The sequence below is a fragment of the Azospirillum sp. NS33 genome (assembly GCF_059703765.1).
Genome location: NZ_BAAKJB010000025.1, coordinates 43,295 through 62,711, shown reverse-complemented (window position 1 = coordinate 62,711; position 19,417 = coordinate 43,295). Strand labels below are relative to the sequence as shown.

General features: G+C 73.9%; 15 protein-coding genes. 7 read left to right on the top strand and 8 right to left on the bottom strand.

All coding sequences use genetic code 11. The features are described from left to right. Positions 1-18 precede the first annotated feature (18 nt). Positions 19-1,707, top strand: a complete 1,689-nt coding sequence (locus tag AC6H2I_RS20890) for a PAS domain-containing sensor histidine kinase (RefSeq protein ID WP_497502637.1) — start codon at positions 19-21, stop codon at positions 1,705-1,707. A gap of 28 nt (positions 1,708-1,735) precedes the next feature. On the opposite strand, the gene panC is transcribed toward AC6H2I_RS20890, so the two are convergent. Continuing rightward, entirely contained in the window at positions 1,736-2,593 is an 858-nt protein-coding gene (panC, locus tag AC6H2I_RS20885; RefSeq protein WP_497502636.1) for a pantoate--beta-alanine ligase, read from the bottom strand. Positions 2,594-2,692: 99 nt separating this feature from the next. Continuing rightward, complete coding sequence (locus tag AC6H2I_RS20880; RefSeq protein WP_497502635.1) at positions 2,693-2,863, bottom strand: hypothetical protein; 171 nt, start codon at positions 2,861-2,863, stop codon at positions 2,693-2,695. A 174-nt stretch (positions 2,864-3,037) separates the two neighbouring features. Between AC6H2I_RS20880 and AC6H2I_RS20875 the strand changes: the two genes are divergently transcribed. The 5 genes from AC6H2I_RS20875 to AC6H2I_RS20855 all read left to right on the top strand — a co-directional run bounded on the left by AC6H2I_RS20875 (position 3,038) and on the right by AC6H2I_RS20855 (position 7,980). Next, the gene (locus AC6H2I_RS20875) at positions 3,038-4,054 is read left to right on the top strand and encodes an NUDIX hydrolase (protein ID WP_497502634.1); all 1,017 of its coding nucleotides are present in this window, start codon (positions 3,038-3,040) and stop codon (positions 4,052-4,054) included. 89 nt (positions 4,055-4,143) lie between these two features. Next, the gene (nadA, locus tag AC6H2I_RS20870; RefSeq protein WP_497502633.1) at positions 4,144-5,172 is read left to right on the top strand and encodes a quinolinate synthase NadA; all 1,029 of its coding nucleotides are present in this window, start codon (positions 4,144-4,146) and stop codon (positions 5,170-5,172) included. A 30-nt stretch (positions 5,173-5,202) separates the two neighbouring features. After that, complete coding sequence (locus tag AC6H2I_RS20865; RefSeq protein ID WP_497502632.1) at positions 5,203-6,852, top strand: L-aspartate oxidase; 1,650 nt, start codon at positions 5,203-5,205, stop codon at positions 6,850-6,852. Then, positions 6,837-7,670, top strand: coding sequence for a carboxylating nicotinate-nucleotide diphosphorylase (nadC, locus tag AC6H2I_RS20860; protein ID WP_497502631.1), 834 nt, complete (start codon positions 6,837-6,839; stop codon positions 7,668-7,670). The genes AC6H2I_RS20865 and nadC overlap by 16 nt, the downstream gene beginning before the upstream one ends. 64 nt (positions 7,671-7,734) lie before the next feature. After that, positions 7,735-7,980 (top strand): hypothetical protein, encoded by a 246-nt coding sequence (locus AC6H2I_RS20855; RefSeq protein ID WP_497502630.1) that lies wholly within the window; start codon positions 7,735-7,737, stop codon positions 7,978-7,980. Positions 7,981-8,016: 36 nt separating this feature from the next. On the opposite strand, the gene AC6H2I_RS20850 is transcribed toward AC6H2I_RS20855, so the two are convergent. Continuing rightward, a complete protein-coding gene (locus AC6H2I_RS20850; protein ID WP_497502629.1) occupies positions 8,017-8,571 on the bottom strand; it encodes an HD domain-containing protein in 555 nt (184 codons plus the stop codon). Positions 8,572-8,737: 166 nt separating this feature from the next. On the opposite strand from AC6H2I_RS20850, the gene AC6H2I_RS20845 reads away from it, so the two are divergent. Next, positions 8,738-9,931, top strand: a complete 1,194-nt coding sequence (locus AC6H2I_RS20845; protein WP_497502628.1) for a vWA domain-containing protein — start codon at positions 8,738-8,740, stop codon at positions 9,929-9,931. Positions 9,932-9,962: 31 nt separating this feature from the next. Here the strand turns inward: AC6H2I_RS20845 and AC6H2I_RS20840 are convergent, their stop codons facing one another. From AC6H2I_RS20840 to AC6H2I_RS20820, 5 genes are all read right to left on the bottom strand, one after another. Then, positions 9,963-15,533, bottom strand: a complete 5,571-nt coding sequence (locus AC6H2I_RS20840; protein ID WP_497502627.1) for an Ig-like domain-containing protein — start codon at positions 15,531-15,533, stop codon at positions 9,963-9,965. Beyond that, on the bottom strand, positions 15,530-16,570 hold the full coding sequence (locus tag AC6H2I_RS20835) for a TIGR03032 family protein (protein ID WP_497502626.1): 1,041 nt from the start codon (positions 16,568-16,570) through the stop codon (positions 15,530-15,532). The genes AC6H2I_RS20840 and AC6H2I_RS20835 overlap by 4 nt, the downstream gene beginning before the upstream one ends. A 343-nt stretch (positions 16,571-16,913) precedes the next feature. Beyond that, positions 16,914-17,474, bottom strand: coding sequence for a transcription elongation factor GreB (gene greB, locus AC6H2I_RS20830; protein ID WP_497502625.1), 561 nt, complete (start codon positions 17,472-17,474; stop codon positions 16,914-16,916). Positions 17,475-17,574: 100 nt separating this feature from the next. Further along, complete coding sequence (locus AC6H2I_RS20825) at positions 17,575-18,414, bottom strand: LysR family transcriptional regulator (RefSeq protein ID WP_497502624.1); 840 nt, start codon at positions 18,412-18,414, stop codon at positions 17,575-17,577. Beyond that, entirely contained in the window at positions 18,411-19,304 is an 894-nt protein-coding gene (locus AC6H2I_RS20820) for a LysR family transcriptional regulator (RefSeq protein ID WP_497502623.1), read from the bottom strand. The genes AC6H2I_RS20825 and AC6H2I_RS20820 overlap by 4 nt, the downstream gene beginning before the upstream one ends. Between the last annotated feature and the right edge of the window lie 113 nt (positions 19,305-19,417).

Sequence of the window (19,417 nt, the reverse complement as noted above, 5' to 3'; positions counted from 1 at the left end):
CGACGAGGACAGGCGGCGATGCCCGACGACGACGACGGTGCCAACCGCGCCCGCTCCCGCGGGCAACCGGAGCCGGCGGCGCCCGCCGCGACGGCCGGTGCGGCCGTGTACGCGGCCACCCCTCACATCGTCGTCGTCACCGACGAGACGGGAATCATCGTCGACCTGAATCCGGCGGCCGAGCGCGGTCTCGGCTACGCCCGCGGCGAGCTGGTCGGCCGCGCCGGCCTGCTGGCCATCCACGACCCCGCCGAGATCGCCGCCGAGGCCGCCCGGCTGGGCCGCGAGTTGGGCACCCCCGTCGCCGCCGGCGTCGAGGCCGTGCTGGGGCGGGCGCGGCGCGGCCAGCCCGACCGGCGCGACTGGACCTATCGGCACAAGGATGGCGGTCGCTTGCCGGTGTCGGTGACGGTGATGCCGCTGCACGGGCCGGGCGGCGACCCGTCGGGCTTCGTCACCATGGCGGCCGACCTGTCGGAACGGCGTGCCCACGAGCGCGCGCTGGTCGGCGCCCGGGCGGAGGCGGTGGCGCGCCGTGCCGCGGAAGGCGACAGCCAGGCCAAGACGCGCTTCCTCGCCGCGGCCAGCCATGACCTGCGCCAGCCGCTGCAATCGGCGGTGCTGTTCGCCGAGGCGCTGGTCCCCCACGTCACCGTCGGGCGCGGGCTGGAGGTGCTGATGCGCCTGGAGAAGAGCCTGGAGTCGCTGCGCAGTCTGCTCGACCGTCTGCTGGACATCTCCAAGCTGGACGGCGGGGCGGTGCTGCCGCGCACCGTCGCCTTTCCCATCGCCCGGCTGCTGGACGAGCTGGACGAGGCCTACGCGCCGCGGGCCGCCGCCCGCGGCCTGGGCTGGAGCGTGGCGCGCTGCGACGCCGTGGTGGCGAGCGACCCGGAGCTGCTGGGGCGCATTCTGCGCAACCTCGTGGAGAACGCCCTGCGCTACACCGAGCGGGGCGCGGTCGCGGTCACCGTGGCGGAGGAGGAGGACGCCGTGGCGCTGGCGGTGCGCGACACCGGCATCGGCATCCCCGAGGGCAGCCTGGAGACCATCTTCCACGAGTTCCACCAGGTCGACCATGGCCAGCCGCCGGAGCCGCGGCCGGAGTCGGCGCCGGATCCGGGTGCGGCGGGCGGACCGGCGGGGGCGAGGGAGGACCGTGGCGTCGGCCTCGGCCTGGCCATCGTCCGCCGCCTGTCGATGATGCTCGACCACCCCGTCGGCGTGCGCTCGCGCCTGGGCGAGGGCTCGACCTTCACCGTCCGGGTGGCGCTGGCCGTCTCCGGCATGGCGCCGCCCGTCCCGCCGCCGCCCCTGCCGGCGGATCCCGAGGGGGCCGGGCGCCTGGTCCTGGTGGTCGAGGACGATCCCCTGGTCTGCGCGGCCCTGGTCGCCATGCTGGGCCGGTGGGGCTACGCCACCCTGGAGGCGGCGTCGGCGGCCGACGCCCGGGCGCGGCTCGACGCGATGGCCCCGGACCGGCCGCACGTGGTGCTGGCCGATCATCGCCTGCGCGACGGGGCGACCGGGGCCGGGCTGCTCTACGCGGTGCGCCGGCGTTTCGACCCGCCGGTCCGCACCATCCTGCTGACCGGCGAGACCGGCGCCCTGCCCCTCCAGGACGCCGCCGTGCCCGGCTGCCTGGTCCTGCACAAGCCGGTGTCCGCGGCGGCGCTGCGCCGGGCCTTGCTGGGCGAGCCGGCGTGACCGCCCGGGCCGCCCGGACGGGCACGGTTCAGGCCGGCCGGACCGGCACGTTGTCGATCAGGCGCGCCTTGCCCATCCAGGCCGCGGCGAGCAGGCGTGCCGGCCGGTCGGCACGGTCGAGCGGGGCCAGCGTGGCCGCGTCGCGCAGGTCCACGTAGTCGATGGCGCCGAACCCGGCGGCGGTCAGGCGGGCGCGCACGGCGTCGAGCGCCGCCGCCGCCGGGCCGCCGCCGGACAGGACGGTGGCGGCGTCGGCGAGGGCGCGCTGCAGTTCCGGCGCGCGGGCCCGCTGGTCGGCGTCGAGATAGGCGTTGCGCGACGACATCGCGAGCCCGTCGGCCTCGCGCACCGTGGGCATGCCCTCCACCCGCACCGGGATGTCGAGGTCGCGGGCGAAGCGGCGGATCACCTGGAGCTGCTGGTAGTCCTTCTCGCCGAACACGGCGACGTCGGGCAGCGCCTGGAGGAACAGCTTCGTCACCACCACCGCCACGCCGCCGAAGAAATGGGGCCGCACGGCGCCGCACAGGCCCTGCGACGGACCGCCGACGCTGATCGCGGTGGCGAACCCCTCCGGGTACATCTCGCCCGCCGAGGGGGCGTAGAGAAGGTGGCAACCGGCCGAGGCCAGCGTCGCCGCATCGCCCGCCTCGTCACGCGGGTAGCGGTCGAAATCCTCGTGCGGGGCGAACTGGGTCGGGTTCACGAAGACGCTGGCGACCACGCGGTCGGCCAGGGACCCGGCATGCCGCACCAGCGCCCGGTGGCCATCGTGCAAGGCGCCCATGGTGGGCACGAGGGCGACGCGCAGGCCCTCGCGCCGCCAGGCGGCGACGGTGGCGCGCAGGTCGGCGACGGTGCGGACGACGGGAAGGGCGGTGTCCATGGCGGCCTCCGGAGGGACCAGTCGGGGGGCGGATCGCGGTGGCCGCTGTCTATCGCCCCCCGGGCGTCCTGTCCAGCCCCGGCGCCGGGGCCACGGGGATCAGACCGGGCGGCCGATGGTGACGCCCAGCAGCCAGGCGAGGTTGGCCCAGGCACCGGCGGTCGCCAGCACCACCAGTGCGGTCGGCGCGGCGAACACCAGGCCGCCGAGCACGGCGAGGACGGCCACCAGCAGGCCGAGGGCCATCAGGGTCACGCGGGTATCTTCCATGGTCGATCACATCCTGGCGTCAGGGGGGCGGGGCGCCTCTCGTAACCGATCCGCGCAGCGGTGTCGCGCGGCAACCCACCGCACCGCATCCTTGCGACCACATGTCGCGGCTGGCGGCACCGCGCCGCCGGGGCTATGGTCGCGGCGCGGCGGCGGCCAAGATGGGGACCATTCGTGAGCGCAAATCCACGCCTCGGCCTGACGGTGGTGATCGTGGCGGTGGCCGGCGCCGTTCCCCGGGTGGTCGAGGTGCGCAGCGGGTTCGAGGCGCCGCCCGGCGTCGGCGGCGGCACCCTGCCGCCGCCCCACCGTGACGCCCTGCCCGGCGCCCCCTTCGATCCCGCCGCCTTCCGCACCCTGCAGGACGGGGTGCGCGCCGTGGCCGAGGGGCTGTCGGGCCTGTCCCTGCGCTACGTCGAGCAGCTCTACACCTTCGCCGACCGCCACCGCGACCCGCACGAGCTGTTCGGCGGGCCGCGCGCCATCACCGTGGGCTATCTGGCGCTGGTGCGCGACGGCCCGCTGGGCGGCGACGCGCAGGCGCAGTGGCGCGACCTCTACGATCACTTCCCGTGGGAGGATTGGCGCGAGGAACGCCCGCCGGTCCTCGACGCGGTCGTCGTGCCGGCGCTGCGCCGCTGGATCGAGGCCGCCCCCGACGCGGGTGCGCGCGGGCGGCGGGCGGAGCGCGCGGGCCTGGCGTTCGGCCTCGACGACGCGGAATGGGACGGCGAGCGCGTGCTCCAGCGCTACGAACTGCTCTACGAGGCGGGGCTGGTGGTCGAGGCGCACCGCGACCGCCAGCTCGAGGCGTCGGCCGGCGGGCCCGGTGCCGCGACGCCCCGCGACATGCCGCGGGCGCTGGGCCGGCCGATGGCCCGCGACGGCCGGCGGGTGCTCGCCACGGCGCTGGAGCGGCTGCGCGGCAAGCTGAAGTACCGGCCCATCGTGTTCGAGCTGCTGCCCCCCACCTTCACCCTGCACCAGCTCCAGCGGGTGGTCGAGGCCCTGTCCGGCACCCGGCTGCATAAGCAGAACTTCCGCCGCCTGATGATCGCCGGCGGCCTGGTCGAGCCGACCGGCACCTTCGAGAGCCAGACCGGCGGCCGCCCGGCCGAGCTCTACCGATTCCTGCGCCGGGCGGTGCTGGAGCGCACCAGCACCCGCGCCGGGTTGCCCGGCGACCCCTGACCGCCACGCGTGGCGGCCTTGACAGGCCGTGGGCATGCATTATGCTCGTTGAGAGAATAACCGCTTTTCCTCAACGGGAGCATAATGCCATGGACACCGCGCTGCCCCGTGACGACACCGTCGCCCTCGCCTACACCGACGAGGTCCGCGCCGCCACGGCGCCAATCTACGAGCGCGTGCGCCGGGTGATCCCCGAGATCGAGTGGCCCTTCCATGCGCCGCTGGTTCACGCGATCCAGCGGCTCAAGCGCGAGCGCAACGCGGTGATCCTGGCCCACAACTACCAGACACCGGAGATCTTCCACGGCGTCGCCGACATCGTCGGCGACAGCCTCGCCCTGGCGGCCCGCGCCGCCGAGAGCGACGCCGACGTCATCGTCATGGCCGGCGTGCACTTCATGGCGGAGACGGCGAAGCTGCTCAACCCGGGCAAGACCGTGCTGATCCCCGACGCCGCCGCCGGCTGCTCGCTGGCGGAGTCGATCACCGCCGCCGATGTCCGGGCGCTGCGCGCGGTCTACCCCGGGGTGCCCCTGGTCGCCTACGTGAACACCGCGGCCGCGGTGAAGGCGGAGGTGGACATCTGCTGCACGTCGGGCAACGCGGTGGAGGTCGTGGAGAGCCTGAACGCGCCGCGGGTCGTCATGCTGCCCGACGAGTACCTTGCCAAGCATGTGGCGACCCAGACCGACGTCGAGATCATCGCCTGGAAGGGCCACTGCGAGGTGCATGAGCGCTTCACCGGCGCCGAGATCGCCGAGTTCCGGTCCCGGTTCGACGACCTGGTGGTCATCGCCCATCCCGAATGCCCGCCCGACGTGCTGGCCGCGGCCGACTTCGTCGGCTCGACCGCGCGGATGGTCGACATGATCGAGCGCGACCGCCCGCCGCGGGTCTTCATGGTCACGGAGTGCTCGATGAGCGACAACATCGCCGCGTCGGTGCCGGAGACCGAGTTCGTCCGCCCCTGCAACCTCTGCCCGCACATGAAGCGCATCACCCTGGCCGCCATCCACCGCGCCCTGGTCACCCTGGAGCCGCGGGTCGAGATCGCGCCGGCGCTGGCCGACCGGGCCCGCCGCTCGGTCGAGCGGATGCTGGCGGTCAAGCCGCGCTGAGCCCCGCCCCCCCCGCCGCGGAGATCGCCCATGCCCGCCCTCGACGACGCCGACGTGGTGGTGGTCGGCTCCGGCCTCGCCGGCCTGACCGTCGCCCTGCGGCTGGCCGAACCGCCCGGCGCCGGCCGGGTGCTTCTGCTGACCAAGACCGCCGACCTGCCCGGCGGCTCAAGCCTGCACGCCCAGGGCGGCATCGCCGCCGCGATCGGACCCGGCGACTCGCCGGCCGCCCACGCCGCGGACACCGTGGCGGCCGGCGCCGGCTTCGTCGACCCCGGCGTCGCGGCGATGCTGACCGGCGAAGGCGCGCGCCGGGTCGGGGACCTGCTGGCCGCCGGCATGCCCTTCGACCGCGCCGCCGACGGCACCCCCCTGCTCGGCCGCGAGGCGGCCCACGGCGCGGCGCGCATCGTCCACGCCGGGGGCGACGCCACCGGGCGCACCCTGGTCGCGGCGCTGGCCGCGCGGGTGCGGGCGTGCCCGGCGATCAGCGTCATGACCGACGCCTTCGTGACCGACCTGGTGGTGCGGGGCGGCCATGTCTGCGGCCTGCTCGCCCACCATGACGGCGCCGGCTGGGTGTTCCACCGCAGCCGGCGGGTGGTGCTGGCCACCGGGGGCATCGGCGCCGCCTTCGCCCGCACCACCAACCCGCCGGAGGCCACCGGCGACGGGCTGGCCCTCGCCGCGCGCGCCGGTGCCCTGCTGGGCGACGTGGAGTTCGTGCAGTTCCATCCCACCGCGCTGGCGGCGCCCGCGGCGGCGGCGGATGGTGCGGGCGACGGGCCGGCGCCCCTGCTGACCGAGGCCCTGCGGGGCGCCGGGGCCCTGCTGCTCGACGCCGCCGGCCGGCGCTTCATGGCCGCCGAGCATCCCTTGGCCGAGCTGGCGCCGCGCGACGTGGTGGCCCGGGCCATCGGCCGCCGCGTCGCGGCCGGCGAGGTGGTCCGCCTCGACCTGCGGCCGGCCCTGGCGGCCCGCCCCGGCGGCTTCCCCACGGTGCTGGCGCTGTGCGCCGCCGCCGGAGTCGATGCCCAGGCCGGGCCGGTGCCGGTGGCCCCGGCGGCCCACTACCACATGGGCGGCGTGTGGACCGACGGGCGCGGCCGCACCACCGTGCGTGGCCTGTGGGCGTGCGGCGAGGTCGCCTGCACCGGGGTGCACGGCGCCAACCGGCTGGCCAGCAACTCCCTGCTGGAGACCCTGGTGTTCGGGACCCGGGTGGCGGCGGACCTCGCCGCCAGCCGTCCGCCGCCGCCGCCGCCGGTCGCCCTGCCCGATCCGCCGGCGGTGTCCGGCGGCGGCGGACTGGCGGCGATGATCGTCGCCGCGGCCCGCCGCGGCCTCTACGAGGCGGCCGGGCTGGTGCGCGACGGCGCCGGACTGCGCCGCGCCGGCCTCCGGCTGGACCGCCTCGCCGGCGACCTCGACCGCCTGCCGGCGGACGGCGCCGCCGGCGCCACGGCGGTGCGGGCCTGGGGGGAGGCCCGCAACCTGCTGCTGGTGGCACGGCTGGTGGTGCACGCCGCCCTGGCCCGCCGGGAAAGCCGCGGCGCCCATTTCCGCAGCGATTTCCCCGCCGCCGACCCCCATGCGGTCCGCCATTTCTTCACCCTGGACGAGCTGGACGGCCAGCCCGCCGAGTCCGTTTCCGGAGACAGCGCATGCTTCAGCCTCTGATCTACGAGCCCATCGTCCGCGCCACCCTGCTGGAGGATCTGGGCCGCGCCGGCGACCTCACCACCGACGCGGTCGTGCCCGCCGACGCCATGGCCACGGCCCATATCGTCGCCCGCAAGGACGGGCGGGTGGCCGGGCTGGAGGTGGCGCTGTGCGCCTTCCGCCTGCTCGACCCCGACGTGGCGATGGCGGTGGAATGCGGCGACGGCGACGACGTGCCCGCCGGCGGCCGCATCGCCACCCTGCACGGCCGCGCCCGCGCCCTGCTGACCGCCGAACGCACCGCGCTCAACCTGATGGGCCGCCTGTCGGGCGTCGCCACCGCCACCCGCGGCCTGGTCCGGGCGGTGGCGGGCACGCGGGCCCGCATCGTCTGCACCCGCAAGACCACGCCCGGGCTGCGGGCGCTGGAGAAGGCGGCGGTGCGCATGGGCGGGGGCGCCAACCACCGCTTCGGCCTGGACGACGCCGTCCTGGTCAAGGACAACCACGTGGCCATCGCCGGCTCCATCGCCGCGGCGGTGGAGCGGGTGCGTGCCGCCGTCGGCCACATGGTGAAGGTGGAGGTCGAGGTCGACACCCTGGACCAGCTCCGCGAACTGCTGGCCCTTCCGGTGGACGCCGTGCTGCTCGACAACATGGCGCCCGCGGCGATGCGCGAGGCGGTCGCCCTGGTCGACGGACGCCTGCTCACCGAGGCGTCGGGCGGGGTCACCCTCGACGGGGTGCGGGCCATCGCCGAAACCGGCGTCGACATGATCTCGGCGGGATGGGTCACCCACAGTGCGCCGACCCTCGACATCGGTCTCGACATGTAGGGGGCTTGGACAGGCCGGCCGGCGCTCCCCATCTCCCGGGTCCGGAGCGAGGGCGGAGGGACGGATGCGGTGGGTGTGGGTGTTCCTGGCGACCAGCGCCGTCCTGACCGGGGCGGCCCTGGCGGCCCTGTGGGCGTTCGGCGGTGGCGGACCGGGCCTCGGCCTGCACGGTGTGCTGGCGCTGGTCCTGGGCATCGTCCTGACCGCCGCCCTGGCGGTGGGTCTGATGGCCCTGATGTTCCACAGCGCGCGCAGCGGCCACGACGAGGCCGCCGCGACCACGCCGCCGGAGGAACGCGGCGGTGGGTGACGGCGGCGGGTGACGGCGGTGGCTCCCGGAGCGGGGCTAGCCGGGGCCGTCGCCGCGCAGGCCGGCCAGCCCGGCCGCGTAGGCCTCGTCGAACTGGGCCTCCAGACGCGCGTTGGTGCCGCGCAGGCCGGCGACGACGGCGGCCGCCCACTCGAAATACTCGACCTTGCGGCGTTGCGACCAGTTGGCCGGAGGGCTCACCGCCATGGAGCGCAGGTTGCTCACCTTGTCCGCCAGCTTGACCAGCTTGGCCGGCCGCGACGCGTGCGGGGCATGGTCGATCTGGCGCTGCTTGCGCTCGTCCTTGCCCAGGCGCTTGTCGTCGGTGACCTCGACGACGATGCCGGCGATGGCCTCGCCGAAGGCGGCGGCGACCTCCTCACGGGTGGCGTCGGTGTCCTCCAGGGCGTCGTGCAGCAGGGCCGCCACAACGGCGTCGGCTTCCGTGCCGTCGGTCGCCTCGGCGACCAGGCGGGCCACCTCGGCGAGGTGGTTGAGGTAGGGCTCCGCCCGGACCCCTTTGCGCCGCTGGTCGGTGTGCTTGTGCGCGGCGAAATCCAGCGCCCGCGTCATCACGATCAAAACGTTCAAGGGCAATCCTCCGCACCTCCTCCTCATGACCCGCCATCTTCGGGCCACCGGCCGCCCGGCACAAGATGCAAGTCCCGCACAAGCCGCCGCCCCCCGGGTGGACAGCCCCGGACGACGCCCCTACTGTGACGCGGCCCCACCGCCGCCGCCGCCGCGAGACCGCGCCATGTTCACCGGGTTCTTCTTCTCCCTGCGCCAGGCCGGCGTGCCGGTCTCCCTGACGGAGTACCTGACGCTGATGGAGGCCATGGCGCGGGGCCTGGCCGCCTACGACGTGGAGACGTTCTATCACCTCGCGCGCGCCTGCCTGGTCAAGGACGAGCGCCACCTCGACCGCTTCGACCGCGTGTTCGGCCAGGTCTTCAAGGGCCTCGGCGACGGCGAGGGGGCGGACGGCGCGGCGGTCGACGCCGTGACGCTGCCGGAGGAATGGCTGCGCAAGATGGCGGAGCGGCTGCTCAGCGACGAGGAGAAGGCGCAGATCGAGGCCCTGGGCGGCTGGCGCGCGCTGATGGACACCCTGGCCCAGCGGCTGGCCGAGCAGAAGGGGCGGCACCAGGGCGGGTCCAAGTGGATCGGCACCGCCGGCACCTCGCCCTTCGGCGCCCACGGCTACAACCCGGAGGGCGTGCGGATCGGTCAGGAGGCGTCACGCCACCGCCGGGCCGTCAAGGTGTGGGACCGCCGGGAGTTCCGCAACCTCGACGACACGGTGGAGCTGGGCACCCGCAACATCAAGGTGGCGCTGCGCCGGCTGCGCCGCTTCGCCCGCCAGGGCGCGGCCAGCGAACTCGACCTGCCCGGAACCATCCGCGCCACCGCGCAGAACGCCGGCTGGCTCGACCTCAAGCTGGTGCCGGAGCGGCACAACGCGGTCAAGCTATTGCTGTTCCTCGACATCGGCGGGTCGATGGACGATCACGTCCGGCTGTGCGAGGAGCTGTTCTCGGCCGCGCGCAGCGAGTTCAAGCACCTGGAGCACTACTACTTCCACAACTGCGTCTACGAGGGCGTGTGGCGCGACAACCGCCGCCGCCACGCCGAGCGCATCGCCACCTGGGACGTCCTGAACACCTACCCGGCCGACTACAGGCTGGTGTTCGTCGGCGACGCCGCCATGAGCCCCTACGAGATCGTCCACCCCGGCGGCAGCGTGGAGCACTGGAACGAGGAGCCCGGCCAGGTGTGGCTGGAGCGTCTGCTGGCGGCCCACGCCAAGGCGGTGTGGCTGAACCCGGTGCCGGAGGCGCGCTGGGGCCACACGGAGAGCACCCGCATCCTGCGGCGCCTCATGGGCCAGCGCATGTTCCCGCTGACCCTCGCCGGGCTCGACGCCGCCACCCGCGAGCTCATGCGGTAGGCGGAGGCGTCGCCCCGTCGAGGCGGCGGGTCTAGCCCGACAGCACGGTGATGTCCGTGTGGCTGAGGGAGCGGGTGTCGATCCTGGCGATCACCACCGCGGCCCCCTCGCCCGACCCGTCGGCGTCGAAGGACAGCACCCCGGTGGTGGTGTCGAAGACGAACCAGTCGTCGCCGTCGCCGGGCGCCCCCAGGGCGAAGTGCTGCGCCGCCAGCACCCCCGCCGTCAGCTGGCCGAAATTCGGGCTGAGCACCGCGATGGCGTCCTCGCCCGAGGTGAAGTCGGTGATGGTGTCACCGCCCTCCTCCGCGCTGTCGTAACGGAACTGGTCCGCGCCGCCGCCACCGGTCAGGGTGTCGGCCCCCAACCCGCCCACCAGCGTGTCGTTGCCGAGGTTGCCGTGCAGCGCGTCGGCGTCCCGGTTGCCGTAGACCCGGTCGTCGCCCTGGCCGCCGAACAGGGTGTCCGCCCCCTGGCCGCCGAACAGCGTGTCGGAGCCGAGCTGGCCGTACACCTCGTCGGTGCCGAGCTGGCCGTAGCCGGTGTCGCCGTCCTGGCCGCCGAACAGGGTGTCCGTGTCCTGGCCGCCGAACAGGGTGTCGGCCCCCCAGTTGCCGTACAGCGCGTCGTTCTGGCGGTTGCCGAACAGCAGGTCGGCGCCCTCGCCGCCGGTCACCGTGTCGTCGCCGCCGTCGCCGTACAGCAGGTCGGCGCCGCCCTCGGAGCCAACGAAGTCGTTGCCGTCGCCGCCCCGCAGGGTGTCGTCGTCGGCGCCCAGCACGATGTACTGGGCGCCGCTGTCGCCGACCACCGACTGGGACCCCGCCCCCCCGGTCACCCGCACCGCCCCCACCACCGCGGCGAACGACACGTTGTCGAGCTGGATCACCGTGCCCGAGGGAAGCGCACTGGCGTCGATCACCAGGGCCTCGCGCGCCGTCGCCCCGGTGGTGGAGGTGCCGGTGATGGTCAGCGGCGTCGTCGGCGACGCCCCGGCCGCGGCGGTCGGCACGATGGTCCGCACGGTGAGCTGGGCGTCGGCCGGCAGGCCGGCCAGGAAGCTCTCGCCGACCTCGGCCATCTCGGTCTGGGCCGCTGGCTGGCTGGTGGTGCGCGACCGGATCGCCTGGATCAGCCCGGTCAGCGCGGTCGCCGGGGTCTGCGCCGTGGTCACCCCCTCGACCCGCAGGCCGATCCCGGTCGGCACGCTGGCCTGCAGCACCGTCTGCCCGGTGGCCGCGTTCGTGGCCAGCGGGATGTCGGCCCCCGTGGTGATCCCGTTCGCATCGGTGCGATCGGCCGTCACCGTCGCCACCTCGATGATTTCGACGACCGCACCGCTGGCGGTGGTCAGGCGCTGTTCCTGCACCGTCGCGCCGTCCACCGTGGTCGTCGTGTTCGTGGTCGACACCACGGTCACCTGCTCGCCCACCACCGGGGTCGTCACCGTGGTCGTGCCGCCCCCGGGGTCGGGAGGGGGCGGGGGGGCGGCGAGGGTCGTGAAGGTCAGGCTGGTGGTGTCGGCGACGCCGGCATAGGCGTTGCCGGCCAGGTCGGTCACCGCGGTGGCCGTCACCTGGACGTGGTAGAGGGTCGCATAGGACAGGCCCGCGGCCGGGTTGAGGGTGACCGTGGTTCCGCTGACGGTCGCCGTTCCACCGCCGGTGCCCGTCCCCGAGGACAGGTCGAAGGTCTCCACCGCCGTGCCCGGCGTGTCCGAGCGGTAGAGCGACACCGTCGCCGCCGTGGTGCCGGCCACCACCGCCTCGCCGAAGGTCAGCACCAGATCCTGGGCGAGCGCGACGCCGGTGGCCCCGGCGGCCGGCGTCGACTGGGCCAGCGTCGGCGCCGTGGTGTCGATGGTCAGCGTCAGGTCCGACGAGGCCACCGAGGTGTTCCCGGCCACATCGGCGACCCGCGCCGTCAGGGTGTGCGTTCCCGCCGCCAGGCTGGCCGGGGTGATCGTCCACGCCCCGGCACCCGCCGCCGCGACCGTGCCCACCGCGGTGGCGCCGTCGTACAGCACCACCGTGCCGGCCTCGGCCACCGTCCCGGCGATCGTCGGGGTGGTGTCGGTGGTGACGCGATCGCTGGACGACGCGCCGGTGTCCGAGGCCGCCTCCAGCGCCAGCCCGGTGGGGGCCGCCGCCGTGGTGTCGATGGTCACCGCCAGCGCCGACGCCGCTGCCGAGGTGTTCCCCGCCGCGTCCAGGGACACCGCCGTCAGGCTGTGCACGCCCGCCGCGAGGCTGGGCGCGGTGATGGTCCACGCCCCGGTGCCCGACGTCGCGACCGCGGTTCCCAGGGCGGTGGCACCGTCGTACAGCACCACCGTGCCGTCGGCCTCCGCCGTCCCCGTCACCGTCGGCGTGACGTCCGCCGTGATGCCGTCCCCGGTCGTTCCGGTGTCGTCGGTGAAGCCGGTCAGGGTCGGCGCCGCGGGCGCCGTCGTGTCGACCGTCACCACCAGGGCGGTGGACGGTGACGAGGTGTTTCCGGCCGCGTCCACCGCCACCGCGGTGACGCTGTGGGCCCCTTCCGCCAGCGACGCGCTGGTGAAGCTCCACGCCCCGCCGCCCGAGGCCGTCACCGTGCCCGCCGCGGTGCCGCCCACCGACACCACCACCAGGGCGCCGGCCTCGGCGCTGCCCGACACCGTCGGCGTCGTGTCCGACGTGATGCCGTCCCCGGACGACCCGGTGTTGTCGGTGAAGCCCGACACGGTCGGCGCCGTCGGCGCCGTCGTATCCACGGTCACCACCAGGCCGGTGGAGCCCGCCGAGGTGTTGCCCGCCGCGTCGATGGCGCGGGCCGCCAGCGTGTGCGTTCCCTCCAGAAGCGTGCCCGGCGTGATCGTCCACGCGCCGGCACCCGCCACCGCCACCGTGCCCACCGCGGTGGCGCCGTCGTACAGCACCACCGTGCCCGCCTCGGCCACCGTCCCGGTGACCGTCGGCGTCTCGATCCGGGTGACGCCGTCGCTCGACGACGCGCCGCTGTCCGCGCCGACGGCCAGCCCCACGCCGGTCGGCGCCGTCGCCGTGGTGTCGATGGTCACCACCAGCGCGGTCGAGGCCCCCGATGTCCCGGCCCCCACGACGGTCCGTGCGGTCAGGGAATGGGCGCCGCTGCCCAGGGACGCCGCGGTGACGGTCCACAACCCGTTGGCGTCGGCCGTGGCCGTGCCGACCGCCGCGGCGCCGTCGTACAGGATGACCGCGGTGGCCGGCACCGCGGTGCCGGTGATCGTCGGGGTCGTGACGTTGGTCAGCGCGTCGGCGGTCGACCCGCTGTTCGACGCCGCGGCGAGGGCCAGCCCGACGGGCGGTGCGGTGACGCCCTGGAACAGGAGGGTGTTGCCGTCGACCTCGCCGATCAGCGCGTCGAGCAGGCCGTCGCCGTCGATGTCGACGAGCACTGGTCTGGCGTAGCCGTTCCCCGACTTCGCCAGGCCGAAGGGATTGGTGCCGGCCAGCGTGAAAGTTGGCGCACCCGACGCGCCGACGTTGCGGAAGACAACGGTGTCGCCGTCGCCGGTGCCGACGACCAGGTCGAGGTCGCCGTCGCCGTCGATGTCGACGGTCGACGGGGTCGCGTAGCCGGGGTTGGATGGACCGTCGACGTTCGCCAGGCCGAAGGGGTTGGTGGCCACCAGGGTGAAGCTCGGCGCCGCCGTCGTGCCGTCGTTCCGGAAGTGCAGGAGGTCGCCGGGCTGGGTGCCGACCAGCGCGTCGAGATCGCCGTCGCCGTCCGTGTCGAGGAAGGCGACGGCGGTCAGCTCCGTGTCGTGGGCGAGCCCGAACGGCTCGGTGCCGACCAGCGAGAAGCTGGGCGCGGCCGTGGTGCCGACGTTCTGGAAATAGACGGGATTGCCGATCGTCGCTTGGGTGATGAAGACGTCGAGGTCGCCGTCCGCGTCGAGGTCCTGGAAGTTCCCCGTCGCGTAGTTGCCGATGTCCGTCAGGCCGAACGGGTTGGTGGCCACCAGGGAGAAGCTGGGCGCCGCCGTCGTGCCGTCGTTCCGATAGAAATAGGTGTTGCCGTCGGCGGCGCTGACCATCGCGTCGAGGTCGCCGTCGCCGTCGATGTCCACGACGTCCGGTCGGGCGAAAGGCTGGGTGGTCAGGCCGAACGGATTGGTGGCGGCCAGGGCGAAGTAGGGATCGCCCCGCACGGTCACGGCCTGCCCGTTCAGCGCGGCGGCCGCATTGCCGGCCGAATCCCCGGTGAGCGCCCCGGATCCCGGCGGCGTGTAGCTCACGGTGGCGCTCTGGTAGGGCGTCGCCCCGGCGTCGAGGGTCAGGGTGACGGTCCGGCCGCTGGTCGCCACGGCGGTCACCGTGCGCGGCGCGCCCCCCACCAACACCGTGAAGGCGGAGGTCGGCGCCGCGGCCCCGTCCAGAGCCTCCGAATAGGTGAGGACCAGCCGCGTGCCGCCCAGCACCGCCGAGGTCAGGGTCGGAACGGCGGTGTCGATGGTGACCGACAGCGCCGACGACGCCGACGATGTCTCGCCCCAGGAGACGCTGGCCGCGGTCAGCGCGTGGGTGCCGTTGCCCAGCGACGACGAGGTGATGGTCCACAGGCCGGACCCGTCGGCCGCTGCCGTGCCCAACGCCGTGGCCCCGTCGTAGAGCACCACAAACGTCCCGGCATCGGCCGTGCCGGTGATCGCCGGCGTCGTCACCTTGGTCAGCGAGTCCGAGGTCGACCCGCTGTTCGACGCCGCCGCCAGCGCAAGGCCGGTCGGTGCCGACAGCACCGTGGTGCCGTTGCGCAGCAGCACCGTGCCGCCGGTGCCGAAGCCGATCAGCGCGTCGAGATCCCCATCCCCGTCGAGGTCGCCGAAGGCAAGGGTGATGTAGGTTTCGGTGGAGACGAGGCCGAAGGAATCGGTGCCGGCCAGCGCGAAGGTGGGCGTCGTCGACGTCCCACCGTTGCGGAAGAGCAGGATCCTGCCCTCGGAGTTGCCGATCAGCGCGTCGAAATCGCCGTCCTGGTCGATGTCCACCAGCGCCGGTGCCGCATACTGGCCGACGGCGGCGAGACCCAGCGGGTTGCCGCCGGGCACCTGCGAGAAGCTCGGTGCCGTCGAGGTGCCAATGTTGCGGTAGAACGTCTGGAGGCCGGAGGCGCTGCCGATGATCGCGTCGAGCAGGCCGTCGCCGTCGATGTCCACCATCGACGGCGACGCAAAGCCGTCGATACCGCCCGAGCCGGTCAATCCGAACTGGCCCGCGCCCAACAGCGAGAAGCTGGGCGCCGTCGAGGTGCCGACATTCTTGTAGATCGTGAGATTGCCGATTTGGTCGCCGATGACCGCGTCGAGCAGGTCGTCGCCGTCGATGTCCTTGAACTCTGGAGCGGCGTAGCCGCCCACCGAAGCCAGGCCGAAGGGGTTGGTGCCGATCACGGAGAAGCTGGGCGACGCGGTCGTGCCGATGTTCCGGTAGACCGTGATGTCGCCGTCGGCCGCGCCGATCGCCACGTCGAGGTCGCCGTCGCCGTCGATGTCGACGAGGGTGGGGCTGCCGTAGGCATGGCCGCTGCCGCCGAGACCGAAGGCGTTGGTGCCCACCAGGGTGAACGTCGGGTCGCTCATATCTCAACTCTCCCCTGGGTCGGCAACTCTGCACTGGCCGGCGTTGGCAGAACGGGATTGCGCGCCTCGGGCCGGCGGGCGCCGGCCAGCACGGCCACGTCGTACAGCTCGTCGATGGTGTGGTGGATGGTCAGGGCGTGGGCCATCGTGCCGCTGGTGGTGTCCACCACGGCGAGGCCGCAGCGCGCGCCGACCCCCTTGGCCGCGAGGCGCTCGTCCAGGGGCAGGCCCTCGAAGGTGCTGTTGCCGGACCGCGGCCGCGACAGCCCGACCACCGCCCAGCGGCCGACGAAGGCCAGGCCGCGGGCGTAGCCAGGGCAGAAGCAGACGGGTTCGAAGCGGCCGGCGGCGGCATCGATGGTCCCCAGCTCCCCGGTCCCGGAGTTGAGCACCCAGAGCCGGCCGTCGTGCAGCCGCGGCGAATGGGGCATCGACAGGCCGCCGCAGACGGTCTCGCCCGAGGCCACGTCCAGCAGGATGCCGCCCGACAGCCGGTGCTCGCGCCAGCCTTCCATCGCGTCGGTGCGGGCGAACGCGGTCACATAGGCCGGGCTGCCGTCGCCGCCCAGCGCCAACCCGTTGAGGTGGCAGCGGTCCTCGGCCTTCACCTCGGTGATGAAGGGCGGCCGCCACAGGGGCCGGAAGCCGCCCCCCGCGTCGGGAACGGCAAGGCAACTGTAGGCGGTGTTGACGAACACGGGCGGGCCGTCGGCGCCGACCGCGATGTCGTGGATGTCGACGTCTCCGGTGGCCAGGCATTGGCGCGGATCGTACAGCCGGTCGCATCCGTTCGCGGCCGAAGCCCCGCCGCGAAGGGTGTTGTCGAAGCGCCAGAGATGGGCTTCGCCGCCGACCCACAGCGTCTGGCCGTCGCTCCACAGGCCTTGGCAGCGGGGAACCCGGCGGACCTGGGCGCGCAGCCGGTCACCCGCGCCCAGCCCGAGCAGGACGAGACGCCCGACCTGATAGGTGGTGAAAGCCAAGGCCGCGCCCTCGTCCGCCATCCAATCGCGGAAGCGCGGGCTGCCCTCAATCATCGGCTGCAAAAGGACCAGCCGGACTGCGAAATCGCGGCGGGCTGCGAATGTTGATCGGTCATGTTGCCACCAAAGATCGAACCACGTGCCGAACTTGGAATTGAGCGGACTAATATTTCTTTAACAACTCACCATTCCAGCGGCATCAGAGATCGGTCCTGCCGCGGCGCTGCGGAATCCGCAGCGCCGCGGCAATTGCCGGGCCGATGCCGAACGGGACGATAGCCGCGATCATTCGTCCACACCATACCATGACTGTGGGATGGGGGCGTCGCCGGGGAGACACCAGAGGCTGCGGCGGACAGCGCGGCCCGTTCCCCCCGGAACGGGAGAGGGCCGTTCCTCACGCCTCGTCGAGATACCGGATTTCAACGACCTCGATCGATTCCGGGCCGGCCGGGGTGCGCAGGATCACCTCGTCCCCCTCCCGCGCCTTCAGCAAGGCCCGCGCGACCGGAGAGATCCAGCTCACATGGCCGCGCCCGGTGTCGACCTCATCGACGCCGACGATGGTGACGGTGTTCTCCTCGCCGCTCTCGCGGGCGTAGGTCACGGTGGCCCCGAAGAACACGCGGTCGCGGGTCTTCTGCAGGGCGGGGTCAACCACTTCAGCGGCTTCCAGGCGTTTGTTGAGAAAACGGATGCGCCGATCGATCTCGCGCAGACGCTTCTTGCCATAGAGATAGTCGCCGTTCTCCGAGCGGTCGCCGTTGCCGGCGGCCCACGACACCACCTCCACGACCTTGGGGCGCTCGACCCGCAGGAGGTGCCGCAACTCGCCCCGCAGGCGCTCGAATCCGGCGGGCGTCATGTAGTTCTTGCTGCCGGCGGGCAGGCGGGCGGCGCCCTCGGGGGCGTCGTCGTCGGCGTCGCCGGTGTCCTCTTTGACGAAGGCCTTGCTCATGCTCGGGCTCGGGCTCGCGTGGTGCCGGAGCGGTCCTTTATCGGCCATCGCCGGCCGCCCGGCAACCCGGCCGTTGGTGACGGGCGGCGCGGCGGCGGCGTCAGCTTCCCTCGGCGAGGCAGGCGATCAACTGCTCCAGCACGGGGCCGCACGCCCTGAGGTCCTGCCCGACCAGCCAGAACGGCACGTCGGGTGGCGGGGTCGGGGTCAGGGCGACGAGGTCGCCGGGCAGCGCCAGCGGCGGCAGGATGGCGGCGCCCAGCCCGGCCTGGACATAGGCCACCTGCGTGGCCAGGGTCGGCGCGGTCAAGGCCCGCTCCAGCGACAGCCCCAGCGTCCGGCAGTACTCGGTCACCACGGCGTGACGGTCGGTTCCGGCGGGGGGCAGCACCTGGGGAAGCGCCCACGGGTTTCCCTCCTGACCGCGCGGGACCACCAGCCGGTAGGACACGCGGCCGACCCGCCGGGCCTGGAACTCCTGCTGCTCCAGGGGGGCGAGCAGAAGCGCCAGGGCGCCGGCGTCCGCGGCGAGGCGCGCCGCCACCTCGGCGCGGTGCGGCGCCGGCACGAGATCGAAGGTCACCTCGGGATGGTCGGGCCACAGCCGGGCCAGAGCCCGCGGCAGCAGCGTATCGAGGATCTCGGAACAGACCAGCAGGGTGAACCTGGTCCGCCCGCCCCGGCGCAGCCACGCCGCCTTGTCCTCGAACTCGGCCACCGCCTCGAACAGCAGGGCCACCTCGGCGGCCAGCAGCCGGGCCTCCTTGGTCGGCACCAGGCGCCCTTTCACCCGGGTGAACAGCGGGGCGGGAACCGCCGCCTCGAGGGCGGCCAGCAGCTTGCTGGCCGTCGGCTGGGCGATGTTGAGCGCCCGGGCGGCGGCGGAGACGCTCCCTCCGGTGATGACGGCATCGAACACCTGGAACAGGCGGGCGCTCACGGGGCGCCGTCCCGGGCGGCGAGCGCGGCGCGGAAGCGGGCGATGAAGCGATGCGCCGCCTCCGACAGAACGGCGGCCTCGCGCTTGCGGGCGACCACGGCGTAGCGGATGGCCGGCCGCAGCCGCACCACGGCGACCCGGTCGGTCCGGGCGTTCATCGCGGCGATGCGGCTGGCGAGGACCGGGGCCACACCGCGTTCGCACAGCTGCACCCCCAGGTCGAAGGCGTCGACGATCATGGAGGGGCGGTAGGGCAGCCCCTGGCTTTGAAACCCGCGGACGATCAATTGCCCCACCGGCCGGTGGTCCGGCACGCCGATGTGGGGGTGGCCGGACAGCTCCGACACGTCGATCTCCGCACGCTCGGCCAGGGGATGGTCGCGCGGCGTGAGCAGCAGGACCTCGTCCATGGCCAGCGGCTCGTCGACCAGCCCGGGCTCCTCGCGCGAGCCCACCGCCAGCCCGAAATCGACCCGCTCCGCGCGGATCGCCGCGTTCAGGTCGTCGGTGGTCATGGTCTGGATGTCCAGGGCGATCTCCGGCATGTCGCGGTTGAACCCGGGGATCACCCGCGGCAGCACCCCCAGCGAATAGCCCGGGGCCGCCGCGATGCTCAAGGCGCGCCGGTCGCCGAGGCCGCGCGCGACCCGGCGCACCCGGTCGCTCTGGTCGAGCACCCGCTGGCCCAGCGCCGCGAGCCGTGCCGCCGCCTCGGTCGGCACGATCCGCCCGCCGGCCCGGGTGAACAGGGCGAGGCCCAGGCGCTGCTCCAGATACGCCATGGCCTTGCTGACGGCGGGCTGGGACACGCCGAGCCGGCGCGCCGCGGCGGAATGGGAGCCCCGGGCCAGCACCTCCATGAAGATCTCGATGTAGCGCGGAGCGAGCATGGGCGGATCTCTCGCGAATGGCGCCGCACAGCCACGGCTTCCATAACCTACGTCTATGGTATGTCGATGTTTCTCCATGGGACAGGGAAATCCGCCAGCCCTATAGTCGGAGC

What these genes read in the sequence shown, in the direction of transcription:
- AC6H2I_RS20890 (WP_497502637.1), top strand. Translation starts at nt 19, where the DNA reads ATGCCCGACGACGACGACGGTGCCAACCGCGCCCGCTCCCGCGGGCAA.
- panC (WP_497502636.1), bottom strand. Translation starts at nt 2,593, where the DNA reads ATGGACACCGCCCTTCCCGTCGTCCGCACCGTCGCCGACCTGCGCGCC.
- AC6H2I_RS20880 (WP_497502635.1), bottom strand. Translation starts at nt 2,863, where the DNA reads ATGGAAGATACCCGCGTGACCCTGATGGCCCTCGGCCTGCTGGTGGCC.
- nadA (WP_497502633.1), top strand. Translation starts at nt 4,144, where the DNA reads ATGGACACCGCGCTGCCCCGTGACGACACCGTCGCCCTCGCCTACACC.
- AC6H2I_RS20865 (WP_497502632.1), top strand. Translation starts at nt 5,203, where the DNA reads ATGCCCGCCCTCGACGACGCCGACGTGGTGGTGGTCGGCTCCGGCCTC.
- nadC (WP_497502631.1), top strand. Translation starts at nt 6,837, where the DNA reads ATGCTTCAGCCTCTGATCTACGAGCCCATCGTCCGCGCCACCCTGCTG.
- AC6H2I_RS20855 (WP_497502630.1), top strand. Translation starts at nt 7,735, where the DNA reads ATGCGGTGGGTGTGGGTGTTCCTGGCGACCAGCGCCGTCCTGACCGGG.
- AC6H2I_RS20845 (WP_497502628.1), top strand. Translation starts at nt 8,738, where the DNA reads ATGTTCACCGGGTTCTTCTTCTCCCTGCGCCAGGCCGGCGTGCCGGTC.
- AC6H2I_RS20840 (WP_497502627.1), bottom strand. Translation starts at nt 15,533, where the DNA reads ATGAGCGACCCGACGTTCACCCTGGTGGGCACCAACGCCTTCGGTCTC.
- AC6H2I_RS20835 (WP_497502626.1), bottom strand. Translation starts at nt 16,570, where the DNA reads ATGATTGAGGGCAGCCCGCGCTTCCGCGATTGGATGGCGGACGAGGGC.
- greB (WP_497502625.1), bottom strand. Translation starts at nt 17,474, where the DNA reads ATGAGCAAGGCCTTCGTCAAAGAGGACACCGGCGACGCCGACGACGAC.
- AC6H2I_RS20820 (WP_497502623.1), bottom strand. Translation starts at nt 19,304, where the DNA reads ATGCTCGCTCCGCGCTACATCGAGATCTTCATGGAGGTGCTGGCCCGG.